We start from the raw sequence: 11,868 nt of genomic DNA, 5'->3' as shown, positions 1-11,868 counted from the left end.
ATCCGTGGCTGCTTTTTGTGTGGGACTCTGGAAAAAAGCTGGTGATTTTGATTCAGGCTTGGGGATTTCAGATTCGTCAAACAGCGTTGATATTCTCTATCTCTCCTGGCCCATATCGAACTACCCCATGGCGCCAATAAAGAAATTTTGGCAACGCATTTTCGAAATCAGACCCTGCTCCTGTTGATGGCATATCGATATCACGCCCAGGTACACAGCTACTGCCCGCTGAAGGGGTACAAGCAGTGCCTCGCTCCATCCGACAGCATGTACTCCACGCGCAAGTCCTGCCGCCCAACAATCGCTGCCAACATAGGCCTCCCATCTCGCCGAGAGGCCGCAAGCTTCTGCCACTCGCTAATATCCAGGCCAGATGGCGTCGGATGATCTTCAGGGTGCGTGTGCCACTCCCCGACATACCTGACCAGCCCGTTGCTATCTCGCCACCGGCGTTCGGCGATGCCTTGATGGCCATCGAGCAAGCGCTCGAAAAAGTACTTCAGTCGACGATCTTTTGGCGTGGGTACCGTGGCCTCTAGTATCTCCAGGTGGATACCACGAACATGACCAAGCAGAATGCCGCCCGCCTCTGCGTCGTTCTCGCCTTGGATGTACCGCTCGAAGACTTCGATCACCTGTGGAGAGAAATACACAAGCCGTTCACTGGCTGGATCTTTCCAGGCGTTTATGAACCGCATGCGGGGCACCCTGGTCGTGGAAGGATCGTGACATCCCCCGTGGCAGGATCATGCGCCCGGCTGATGACGCGAGTGGATAAGGGAGCCCACAACGTGGCCCCTACCCAAGCCAAAGCAGCATCCAGGCCTAACGCTGCTGCCTGAACAGACACCGATGCAGGGTACGCCACGTACTGTCCCTCACAGCCTCCTCCAGCGAGGATCGGAAGCACACCTCCGGCTACTGAAAGGAACCGCTGCTCGGCTTCGTAATCGCATAAGCAGCGGTAACAGCCCTCAGACCGATGCTGCTTGAGAAGCGCCCGTACTGCCTCACCAGAACCTTCAATCCAGACATGAAGGAGCGGAGTCTGCCATCCGCCATTCGGCAGACTACCATTCGCTTGTTGACCAGCCAGCCAGTTCCCGAGACCCTGCTCACCGGTCGCATCGATGATCAGGTCGAACCCTGCAAGGTTGACCGAAAAGGCGTCCTCCGGGAGGGCCCTAACGTTTGCTGAGGGCATCCCGATTTTCAATTCTGTGACTAACCCTTGCGCCTTGTTCAGTTCTAACCGATTGGTGCCGAGTCGGTGACGTCCGATATTCCCAGGAGCAAGCTTCTGATTGTCGATCAGTTGCAACTCACCACCGCCCGTGCCGGCACCCGCCTTAACCAGCAAGTCCGCAAGGTAGCCGCCAATGGTTCCGCAGCCAACCAACGCAATCTTCTTGCCTGCGAGCGTTTTCTGCCCGGGAATGTTGCGCCCTACAATATATCGATCGTCCATCCTGACCATCTGCATCAACTCAATAGGCGCTTCGAAGATAGGAGTACCCTGATCAGCCTTGGATGTGCGTTTGTATTTCTGAAGATCTGTCACGAGAAACCCATACTGGATCGTAGGTGCGTCAATAACTACGACAATGGCTTGCTTGTCAGCACGGTAGGCCTTGATGATTCGGGCCAGGATCTTCCGGCGACATGGAGGATCCAGTTTCGATTGCCAGTCTAGAAGTTCACCGACAGTCTTTGGCGGCCAGGCACCAATCAAAGGACGAGGAGGAACCTTCGTCGTGATTTTTGCCGTGACTCCAAGGAGCGCCTCGACGCGACCTGCTCGGTAAGCAAACTTTGATTCTGCGCGTGCCAGATCATCGGTGAAAACGAGCCCCTGCCCTTTACCCAGACTCAGCGCCGCGACTTCGCCAGATTCAGGCCTCTCGATGTCGGTGTAGCAGTAGTCACCACGCCAGAACGCGAAGAACTCCTCCTCCAGATCATCCACCCGCTCTTTGGCCATGATCTGATCTAGAACGACCTCCGCCCGCTTCAGGGCAGCGATCGTTTGGCTGATAGGTCTGTACATGTCAAACACGAGTGTCCCCTCCGCTACATAGCAAAGAAAACCATCCGGCCCAACATGCGGCGCAAAAGGAAGCAGAAGCTCCGACAACGGTTGCTGGAGAATGATCGTCGGGAACGAACGAAGCTCGCGGTCAATGAATACGTCGCACGGCACCAAACCAAAGCGCGTCTCTAGCGCGCCTTCCACTGCCAGGTAGCCCGAAACGTCCTGGGATTTCTTACGACGGAATCCCAGGGGCTTAATTGATTGCAGCAGTTGAGGGATCACCATTGACCATCAACCCGACTTCGAACGTTTCAGCATTTCCAGTTCGCCGGGCTCCGGATCAACAGCCGCCATCGCCGCTGGCAGCGCTGCCACAGGCTTGTCATCAATCAGATCCGGCCGGTTCGGGAAACGATCACCCAACATCTCCCGCATCCAGCGACAAGCTGACACCTTTGCCTCAGAGTTCGCGTTGATCGCAGCATCGAGGTACTTCTCGAACGTTTCAAACTTCTCCGCCGCCGCTTGGAGCTCATCCTCGGACATCGCGGCCGTGAGGTAAACCTTGGAATCAATCGGGCTTAGAACGCCATCTCGCAGGGCCTTTGGGATGCCCCTTACTACGTTGAGCAGTGCCTGGTCATCGCGCTTGCTCTCGAGTTCGAAGAGTGGGCAGGCGGCCGCCATCAGCAGAATTGAGCTAGGCCCTTTATCATCCCAGTGCTGATCACGGAATCCCTTAATGTAGCGGATCACCCGGCGCAACTGTTCACCCTTGTCCTGCACCTCCAACTCGAACCACTCCTTCATCGCCAGAGGGTCGGACTTGATCCAGCCACGATCGCACGCGAGCAAGATCTTGTCGGAGGGGAGCTTCTTCCAGCTCTGGGTGGCGGCAGTGGCATTGATACCATCCATGACTGGAACGCCACGCGCTTCCATACCCGCCTTCAAGAGCATGTACTGCACATCAGGGATCGCATAGAGCGGCAGGTCGATATGCGCGTAAGTCGAGATCACGACCCGCATGCAGTTGGGTTTGCGCTCCAGCGACCAACCGTTGACGTCGCACAACGGCTTCAGCACCTCGCGCACCGCATCAAAGAAGTCATCAATCGCCAAGTGGGGCTTTTCCTCCTCCTTCATGATGCTCAGCGGTAGGTACACCCCGTCGTCAACGTCAGACTGTTGCGGCGGAGTCTGGCACGGGCGATTCAGCGTCTTGTACGCCCAGGAGCCTTGGATGTAAAACTTCGGTTCACACGTCTCACCTTCGTAACCTTGGTCCCGCAAGGCTTGGGGTAGGCCATCACGTAGTGCTTGGCGAATGTCCTTCCGCGCCGCATCGATCTTCTGCTTCTCGTCGGTCGTGAGATCCAGGGACTTCAGAAATGTCGGGTGATCGGCGACGGTTCCGTCCCCATCGGGACGGTCTTTTGTGGTGTACAGCAAGGGGCTCAGGTTGGGCATGAAATATCTCCAGTCGATGGCTAGTGAGCACCGTGCCTGTCTTCATGCTAACCCTCGCGATGGGAACCCTTTCCCAAGAACCAACCTCTTCCGTGCTGCCACAAACCGGCAATGGATTCGTAGCCAAATAGCGCGCAACTGTAGCGAAGCGGACACAAGCTGGATCCAATACTGCCAGACACCTACATCTTGTGCAATACATGGGGCAAAATAGGAAAAAAACACCACATATTGTGTAACCGCTACACGTTGGCTGTACTAGGTTGTGGTTGAGACCTTGAGAGCAATGCGCTGGGAGCAGCAGCTTGATTACGACGGCTTCAGGCAAAGTGCCGATAACCGAATGCTCCCGGCAACCCCACAGTTCGCTACTGGAATCCGCCCCTGTTAATGAGGGAGCTCCAGCCGAGCGCCTCCCCCTCGAAAAGTGCTTCGAATAGGAGCCAGAAAGAGAGGGGTAACCAAATTTTATGATCGGCCCAACCAAGCTAGCCTGGCGAAGGCGCCAAGGCAGCGACTAACTCACTTTAGTCGCTCAAAGAAAATCATACCCGCTGTATTCAAGCCCTTGTTCCAGTTCCGATTCGTCCAGTACTCCCCATCAAGAGTTACCCCCTTATTCTCGTCATGAACCTCCACTCGCGCCGAACCGTGATGGCAGCCGCTATCCGTTACCTCCGGATTCCGGGTGACGTTAAGGTATGAGTAGTTGAGTTCAATGGTTCCGTGCTCTGGATCGCGCCGTACGCCCACGATCGTAGTGCTCGACTTTGAGTACTTATCATCAGACTGAAACTTCATCCGCACGCTGAACAGGCGGGATGTGATGGTGACCTTGCCTTGCTTGTCGATAAGCGCATCGCCAGCCGGTTGCCCCGTTAACTGCCTGACCACATTCCAGTTCGACCGGATGGTTACGAGCCAGTCTCCATCAATGGGAGGGAAAAACTTCCGGACCAAGGGCAGCTTGCAGATCCAGGGGAACATAGGTGTCTGACCCACGCCAAGCAGGACAACCGTTGCAACACCTACCGCTACTTTGGCTACAGACCAAAAAGCTGAAAAGTCACTGAACACCTCAGGCAGGCGCCAGAAGCTCAGCACCCCGAAAACGATGAAGCACAATAGGGCGAAGTAACCGAGACATTTTTGAATACCAAGCACCTGATACATGAACTTACCTCTGCAACAAGCCAGCAGCCACAGTACACCGTTATGCATAACAGGCGCACACTCTGGGGGGGCATTATAGAGCGGTTTTTTTGTGTGCCAGAAGCCTTCCAATACAGCCCCATTCCTGACTCGATCGGGAGGGCCGCAAGCGTCCTGCCAAGTCACCTTGCGTGACTCAGGCAAGCATCCGCCGATGCGGCAGCAACTGGCTCACTCCCCCGTTCCGTCGGCAGCCGCGTCAGCACATCTTTGAGGTAGGCATAAGGATCATGCCCATTCATGCGCGCCGTCTCGATCAAACTCATGTTCACCGCCGCACGTTTGCTGCTGCGTAACGAGCCAGCGAACAACCAGTTCGAACGTCGCCCACGGCCGGATCTGGTTTTCGACTGCGTTGTTATCTATGGGCACAGCGCCATCCTCGGCATAGCGAGTCAGTGCAGCCCAGCGCTTGAGGCTGTAATCCAGAGCTTTGGCGATAGCCGACCCCTCGGGCACAAGATCGCGCAGGGCCAACATCCAAGTATGCAGTGCGCTGAGGATGGGTGCCGCTTTTTCCTGGCGTATTCGCCAGCGATCTTCGTTGGTCATCCGCTCGTCGTTCTCAAACTAAAAGTCCCCCCTAACCGGCAGTCTGCCTGTAAGGCGGGTCCATGTAGTGGAAGGTATGGGCGTGTTCGTATCGTTCGGCGCATTCAAGCCAGAATAAGTTTTCGACATAGGTGCCGGCAGCCGAGAGGTTTTCCTCGATACGCAACAGGTTAATGGCCAGGCCGTGGTGGCGGTGCCGAATGTCTACCCGGTGACCTTGGCCGGCGAAGGAATGATGCTGCAGGTAGAAAACTCGCGCGGCGTGCTGGATGTCGGTGAGGGTTTCGAGGCGGGTCATCTTCTTACTTACACCAAAACTCGCACGAAGCAGTGCCAAAGATATCGCTAGCTCACACGAAGCTACCTAGATCCAGAATATCCGTGGGAGTAAATGTGGGAGTATTTTTTCAGACATGAAAAAGCCCAACCGGTGAAGATTGGGCTAAGTCATTGAAAAATATGGTCGGGACGGAGTGATTCGAACACTCGACCCCTAGCACCCCATACATGGGGTAGCTGGTTCTTCAAAATTTATCCGTCAGCCATGCTTGCCGGGCGAATAAAAAACCCGTCGCGAGGCCGGGTTACCCACCATCTCCAAGACGCAGCCCCCAAATGAGAGGGATGGAGAGCTGACAAAAGAGTGAGGGGGCGAGATAGTGCCAAACGGCGTCATTCTGCGCAATAGAAGCATCTCTCCGACCCTCTCCAACATTTCATGTGACATGTGAATTACAAGCATCCAGAAGTAGCCCGTGCTAGATGCACTTAAGCAAGCGGCGACATCCGTTGTCACCGCTGGAAGACAGCACCTCAGCTCGAGCGCAAGGCAGTGCAAACGATCCGTGCAGTAACGTCGAAATTCCCCATAGTGAGCCCATCGATTGGCGAATGACCTTTCAGTCGCTCATGAGGCTCACAGAGAGTCCGATAAAGCCTCCACGCATCCACATCCGGAAACCGCGCTAAAGTCGCAAGCACCAACTTGTGCCGCAATGGATCAAGCTGCCAGTCTGGAATGCGCTGACCACGATTCCCCAAGCGCAGTGACAGAAGACGTCGAGCCTTGATATCGCGATTGATCTGATCGCGGGATTTGCCTGCCAGTCTGGCGAAAACCAGCAACGGCAAGTTACTCGAAGCCTCAAACGTGGCCAACATTTCCGCGCGTTCAGACTGGATGTCAGACATGTGAGAGTTGTGAGCTTTTTCAGTCCGTGTCGGAGCGGCCACGACAAGCAATCGGCTGGACTCCATGGGGACATTCTCGCGACTGTCCAGCATCGCCACTGGGGTGGTCGCCGGTGGAAAGCTGCTGTACAGAACGGCATTTCCCTTCGCGTTTTCCAGTAACGGCAGCGAAGCTGCGCCCTCTAAACGAATAGTCAGCGGAGAGCTTGCCGCTTTCAGCTGGCCCTGCCCCCACAGATCCAGACGGTTCGCCCAATCCTGCATCATAGTCCGGCGCTGCTCCACGTATTCCGCGTGATTGTAGGCCGCACTCACCTTATCCGGATCGGCATGAGAAAGCTGGGCATCCACCCACACCTTCGGGTATCCGATCTCGTTCAACGCCGTCGAGATCGTCGCCCTCATGCCATGCCCCGTGAGTTGATCGGCATACCCCATCCGGCGTAACGCGCCGTTCAGCGTGTTCTCGCTGATGCGCTTGCTCAGGTCGCTTCGATGCGCAAACAAATAGCGTTGTGCTGGAACAACCCGATCCAACAAGTGACGCACGATCTCCAGCGCCTGAACCGACAGCGGCACGATATAAGGCGGTACGTTTTTGGTCTGCTTCCCTGGCTTCCGCATCGCCAACTGGAGCTGCTTTACCACTTCTGCCGGTATGACCCACAAGCGCTTCTCCAGATCGAACTGATCGGGTGTCGCCAATCGTAACTCGCCCGTGCGGACACCCGTCAGCAACAACAATCGAAGGCCAAGCCGAGTTTGGTTGGCGCCACCGTAGTTTCGAAGAGCAGCCATCAATGCCGGGAGTTCATCCATTCGGAGAAACGGATTGTGCGCTACAGGAGGTTTGGGTAGTGCGACCACATCAAGGTCTGAAGCCGGGTTGTGTTCCAGCCCCTCGATTTTCACCAGCGCATAGCGGAACAATTGGTTGAACCAGGCCCGGCATTTTTCGGCTGTCGTTAAGGCCCTGCGCTGTTCGATCCTGCTCAGTAAATCCAGCAGATCGTGACGATTGATATCGTAGATGGACCGCCCGCCCAGGGTGGGCAGGACGTCTTTATTGAAGATTCTCAATATCTGCGAGAGCGTGCTCTGGCGTCCTTCCTTCAGGCTCAGCCTGCGGAACTCTACCCACTGATTGAACACGGCCTCGAAGGTATGCTCCGCCGCAAAACGAACAGCACGACGCTGTTGCTTACGGTGCTCATAGGGATTGATGCCTTGGGCGACCAAGGCTCGCGCCTCGTCACGTCGGGCACGGGCTTCCTTAAGGCTGATTTGCGGATAACTACCAAGAGACATGCGTTTCTGCACGCCCGCCCAGTAATATCTGAAACGCCAGATTTTCCCGCCGCGTGCGGTCACGTTGAGCGCAAGCCCATCCGTGTCGCCCATCGTGTAGTCATTGCCGGTGATTCGGGCTTGCCGAACGGTCGTATCCGAGAGTGCCATCGCGAGCTCCTGAACAGAGTCAGGGCCAGATGCTCGTCTCGCTATCCAAGCTGCTCCAGCAAAAAACCGATTCAGTGCACATCCAAATCCAAGATCCTCATTCGGGACTTAAATCGGGACTTAAAAGCACTGGATGGAGCTGGATTTCAGTGGTTCCCGCTGGAACGAAAAAAGGGCCTAAAGGCCCTGATTTCAATCACTTACAGAATTCAGTGGAACTCTGTAGCGCAATATTTGGAGCGGGAAACGAGACTCGAACTCGCGACCCCGACCTTGGCAAGGTCGTGCTCTACCAACTGAGCTATTCCCGCGTCTTGGTGGTGTGCATTCTATAGAATCCAGAACCCCCGTCAACCCCTTGATTCAAAAAAGTTTTATTTCTTTTCAACGGTGGTGCGCAGGTGAGGCCAGGCGGCGCGCAAATACTGGAGCATCGACCACAGCGTCAGGCCGGCGGCGATCAGCAGCAAGGCGTAGCCGAGCAGGACCCAGAACGAGAAATCCGACGGGTTGGCCAGCAGGATCACCAGCGCGAGCATCTGCGCGGCGGTTTTCCATTTGCCCATGTTGGACACGGCCACGTGGGCGCGGGCGCCGATTTCGGCCATCCATTCGCGCAGGGCCGAGACGACGATCTCACGGCCGATGATCACGGCAGCCGGCAGGGTCAGCCACAGGTTGCCGTGTTCTTGTACCAACAGCACCAGAGCGACAGCCACCATCAGTTTGTCGGCCACCGGGTCGAGGAACGCGCCAAACGGCGTGCTCTGTTCCAGGCGGCGCGCCAGGTAGCCGTCAAGCCAGTCGGTGGCAGCCGCAAAGGCGAATACCGAACTTGAGGCCGCGTAGCTCCATTCGTAGGGCAAATAGAACAACAGAATAAAAATCGGAATGAGCAGGACGCGTAGAACGGTGATCAGATTAGGGATATTCATCGGCACAACTGGCTACAAGGTGGAAAGGCATTCTATTCGCTGTGCAGGTTTGCATAAATCAACTCAGCGAGCTTTTTACTGATACCGGGTGCTTTGGCTATTTCGTCAATGCTGGCACGGGATAGCTCCTGCAAGCCACCAAAATGTTTGAGCAAGTCGCGGCGTCTTGTCGGGCCTACCCCTGCAACCCCTTCCAGGGTTGAGGTTCGCCGGGTTTTGCCACGGCGGGCGCGGTGCCCGGTAATGGCGAAACGGTGCGCTTCGTCGCGAATCTGCTGGATCAGGTGCAGCGCAGGTGAGTCCCCCTTCAAAGTGAACTCATGGGCGGCATCATTCAAGTACAACGTCTCGAAACCAGCCTTGCGCGTGGCGCCCTTGGCCACGCCGAGCAGAATCAGGTCGGGCACCGCCAGCTCGTTGAGCACGTCACGGGCCATGGACAGCTGGCCCTTGCCGCCGTCCACCAGCAGGATATCGGGCAGCTTGCCCTCGCCGTCCTTGAGCTTGCTGAAACGCCGCGTAAGGGCCTGGTGCATGGCGGCATAGTCATCGCCCGCGGTCACGCCTTCGATGTTGTAGCGCCGGTAGTCGGACTTGATCGGCCCTTCCGGCCCGAATACCACGCAGGAGGCTACCGTCGCCTCGCCGCTGGAGTGGCTGATGTCGTAGCACTCCAGGCGTTGGGGCGGCTCGTCCAGGTTGAGGACTTCGGCCAATGCGTCGAAACGCGCGGCGACGTGCTGTCGATTGGCCAGGCGTGCGCCCAGCGCCTGTTCGGCGTTGGTCACGGCCAATTGCTGCCAGCGTGCGCGGGTGCCGCGTACACGATGGCTGATGTCCAGCTCGCGGCCGCGCAGCTCGTGGATCGCCTCGATCAAGGTCGGGAAGTCTTCATGCACCACGTTGACGATCAGCTCGGACGGCAAATCGCGCTCGGGACTGCTGACATAGTACTGGCCCAGGAAGGCGGCCATGACTTCGGCGACCTCCTCGTCGATACCGGTCTGCGGGAAAAAGTTCTTGCTGCCCAGCACCCGCCCGCCCCGCACGCTGATCAGGTGCACACACGCGCCGCCCGGGTTGACGAAGGCTGCGATCACATCAACATCGCCGGTGCCGCCTTCCATGCTTTGCTGATCCTGGACGCGGCGCAGCAGGGAAATCTGGTCACGCAGCTCGGCAGCGCGCTCGAAATCCAGGGTACTGGCGGCCTGCTCCATGGCGCCGGAGAGTTCATCGGTCAGTGCATTGCTGCGCCCTTCGAGGAACATCACCGAATGGCGCACATCCTCGGCGTACTCCGCAGGCTCGACCAGCCCCACACACGGGGCCTTGCAGCGCTTGATCTGGTACTGCAGGCAAGGCCGGGTGCGGTTCTTGTAGAAGCTGTCTTCGCACTGGCGCACAAAGAAGGTCTTTTGCAGCAGGCTTAAACTCTCGCGGATCGCACCCGCGCTGGGGTACGGACCGAAATACTTGCCCTTCTGCTTCTTCGCGCCCCGGTGAATGCTCAGGCGCGGAAAGTTGCCGTCGGATAAAAATACATACGGGTAGGATTTATCGTCGCGCAGCAGGATGTTGTAGGGCGGCCGCCATTCCTTGATCAGCGTCTGCTCAAGCAGCAGCGCCTCGGTCTCGTTGGCGGTGATGGTGGTTTCGACCTGGGCGATACGCGCCACCAGCGCGGCGGTCTTGGGCGCCAGGCCGGTCTTGCGAAAGTAGCTCGCCAGGCGGTTTTTCAGGTTCTTGGCTTTGCCGACATACAGCAGCCGTGCCTCACTGTCGAACATGCGGTACACGCCAGGGCGGCCACTGCAGGTTGAGAGAAAGGCACTTGGATCAAACGGTGTGCTCATGTCAGGCGCTGGCGTCCACCATGCCGTGGCGCACCGCGAGCAGGGTCAATTCAACATCACTGCTGATGGCGAGCTTCTCGAAAATGCGATAGCGGTAGGTGTTGACGGTCTTGGGTGACAGGCACAGCTTGTCGGAGATGGTCTGCACCTTCTGGCACCCGACAATCATCAAGGCAATCTGGATTTCCCGCTCCGACAGTGCGTCGAAGGGCGAGTCGCTGGTGGGCTGGAAGGATTTGATGGCCAATTGCTGGGCAATCTGCGGGCTAATGTACCGCTGGCCGGCAAATACCAGGCGAATGGCCTGGACCATCTCGGCCAGGCCCGCGCCCTTGGTCAGGTAGCCCGCCGCCCCTGCCTGCAACAGGCGGGTGGGAAACGGGTCTTCCTCGCACACGGTGACCACCACGACCTTGATGTCGGGGTGGCTGCGCAACAACTTGGTCGTGGCGCCAAGACCGCCGATCCCGGGCATCTTGACGTCCATCAACACCACATCGGGTTTCAACTCCCGGGCCTTGATCAGGGACTCCTCACCCGATTCGGCCTGGCCGACTACTTGCAGGCCATCGATGTCAGCCAGCATTCGTGTAATGCCTGTACGAACGAGATCATGGTCATCGACTACTAGCACCCTAATCAAGCAGACACCTCGCGATATGGTCTTATAGGTTGCTGAACACCTTAGCAAAAAACCAAGGCGCAGACCTAGTTGCAAGTGTCATATATATAGAGTTTCAACGCGCTGCGCCTGCCCGTCGAAGCACGAACCGCGTTGTTTATCGGGTTAAAGGTCAGGAATCCTGGGGTTGCGGCTTGGGTTTTCCGTTGCGTATGGATGAATGCTCGGCCAGCGTGGTGGTCAAGCGGCGGATTGCATCCTGGTCTTCCTTGAACATCGCTCGATAATTGCCCAGCACTTTTTCTTCGATCTGGCTCAGATTATCCAGTTGGATCGGCGTGGGGCTGCCCGTCAACACGTACAGGATATCCACACCTCTTTGCGCCACGCGGGAAAGGTAGTCAGCCTTGGGCGCCCGACCGCCGTTTTCATATTTGCCTTGCGCGTTGGCTTCAACGCCTCCTATTTCACCAAACACTTTTTGCGACAGCCCTAGCCGCTCTCTTTCTTGCCTTAAACGCGAACCGATTCCACTCATTT

9 protein-coding genes, 1 tRNA gene and 2 pseudogenes are annotated in these 11,868 nt (G+C 57.0%); all 12 read right to left on the bottom strand.

The features are described from left to right. Positions 1–218 precede the first annotated feature (218 nt). Complete coding sequence (locus NTD80_RS20625) at positions 219–698, bottom strand: Mov34/MPN/PAD-1 family protein (RefSeq protein WP_262134748.1); 480 nt, start codon at positions 696–698, stop codon at positions 219–221. Further along, complete coding sequence (locus NTD80_RS20620; RefSeq protein ID WP_262134746.1) at positions 686–2,317, bottom strand: ThiF family adenylyltransferase; 1,632 nt, start codon at positions 2,315–2,317, stop codon at positions 686–688. Before NTD80_RS20620 ends, NTD80_RS20625 begins: the two co-directional genes overlap by 13 nt. 6 nt (positions 2,318–2,323) lie before the next feature. Then, positions 2,324–3,502 (bottom strand): CBASS cGAMP synthase, encoded by a 1,179-nt coding sequence (locus tag NTD80_RS20615; RefSeq protein ID WP_262134744.1) that lies wholly within the window; start codon positions 3,500–3,502, stop codon positions 2,324–2,326. 522 nt (positions 3,503–4,024) lie between these two features. After that, complete coding sequence (locus tag NTD80_RS20610; RefSeq protein WP_262134742.1) at positions 4,025–4,675, bottom strand: hypothetical protein; 651 nt, start codon at positions 4,673–4,675, stop codon at positions 4,025–4,027. A gap of 161 nt (positions 4,676–4,836) precedes the next feature. Beyond that, positions 4,837–5,266 (bottom strand): annotated as a pseudogene (locus NTD80_RS20605) (transposase); the annotation flags it as partial. Between the two features lie 34 nt (positions 5,267–5,300). Next, positions 5,301–5,570: pseudogene (locus NTD80_RS20600) on the bottom strand (DNA adenine methylase); the annotation flags it as partial. A 509-nt stretch (positions 5,571–6,079) separates the two neighbouring features. Then, positions 6,080–7,915: a tyrosine-type recombinase/integrase gene (locus NTD80_RS20595; protein WP_262134740.1), complete on the bottom strand. Its 1,836-nt coding sequence runs from the start codon at positions 7,913–7,915 to the stop codon at positions 6,080–6,082. Positions 7,916–8,150: 235 nt separating this feature from the next. Next, a tRNA-Gly gene (locus NTD80_RS20590) sits at positions 8,151–8,226 on the bottom strand. A 63-nt stretch (positions 8,227–8,289) separates the two neighbouring features. Beyond that, positions 8,290–8,850 (bottom strand): CDP-diacylglycerol--glycerol-3-phosphate 3-phosphatidyltransferase, encoded by a 561-nt coding sequence (gene pgsA, locus NTD80_RS20585; protein WP_016968866.1) that lies wholly within the window; start codon positions 8,848–8,850, stop codon positions 8,290–8,292. Positions 8,851–8,882: 32 nt separating this feature from the next. Next, a complete protein-coding gene (gene uvrC, locus NTD80_RS20580) occupies positions 8,883–10,706 on the bottom strand; it encodes an excinuclease ABC subunit UvrC (protein WP_106804466.1) in 1,824 nt (607 codons plus the stop codon). Position 10,707: 1 nt separating this feature from the next. Continuing rightward, positions 10,708–11,349, bottom strand: coding sequence for a UvrY/SirA/GacA family response regulator transcription factor (gene uvrY, locus NTD80_RS20575; protein ID WP_003190387.1), 642 nt, complete (start codon positions 11,347–11,349; stop codon positions 10,708–10,710). Positions 11,350–11,500: 151 nt separating this feature from the next. Next, positions 11,501–11,866 carry a helix-turn-helix domain-containing protein gene (locus NTD80_RS20570; RefSeq protein WP_065905592.1) on the bottom strand — a complete coding sequence of 122 codons (366 nt, stop codon included), beginning with the start codon at positions 11,864–11,866 and terminating at the stop codon, positions 11,501–11,503. Positions 11,867–11,868: the final 2 nt, after the last annotated feature.

Source organism: Pseudomonas sp. 13B_2.1_Bac1, assembly GCF_025466155.1.
Taxonomy (GTDB): Bacteria; Pseudomonadota; Gammaproteobacteria; order Pseudomonadales; family Pseudomonadaceae; genus Aquipseudomonas; species Aquipseudomonas aylmerensis.
The sequence above is the reverse complement of the archived record's forward strand: the minus strand, read 5'-3'. Positions and strand labels throughout refer to the sequence as shown.

Bases quoted from the DNA above. Each gene is read 5' to 3' on its own strand.
- NTD80_RS20625 (WP_262134748.1), bottom strand. From the start codon at position 698: ATGCGGTTCATAAACGCCTGGAAAGATCCAGCCAGTGAACGGCTTGTG.
- NTD80_RS20620 (WP_262134746.1), bottom strand. From the start codon at position 2,317: ATGGTGATCCCTCAACTGCTGCAATCAATTAAGCCCCTGGGATTCCGT.
- NTD80_RS20615 (WP_262134744.1), bottom strand. From the start codon at position 3,502: ATGCCCAACCTGAGCCCCTTGCTGTACACCACAAAAGACCGTCCCGAT.
- NTD80_RS20610 (WP_262134742.1), bottom strand. From the start codon at position 4,675: ATGTATCAGGTGCTTGGTATTCAAAAATGTCTCGGTTACTTCGCCCTA.
- NTD80_RS20595 (WP_262134740.1), bottom strand. From the start codon at position 7,915: ATGGCACTCTCGGATACGACCGTTCGGCAAGCCCGAATCACCGGCAAT.
- pgsA (WP_016968866.1), bottom strand. From the start codon at position 8,850: ATGAATATCCCTAATCTGATCACCGTTCTACGCGTCCTGCTCATTCCG.
- uvrC (WP_106804466.1), bottom strand. From the start codon at position 10,706: ATGAGCACACCGTTTGATCCAAGTGCCTTTCTCTCAACCTGCAGTGGC.
- NTD80_RS20570 (WP_065905592.1), bottom strand. From the start codon at position 11,866: ATGAGTGGAATCGGTTCGCGTTTAAGGCAAGAAAGAGAGCGGCTAGGG.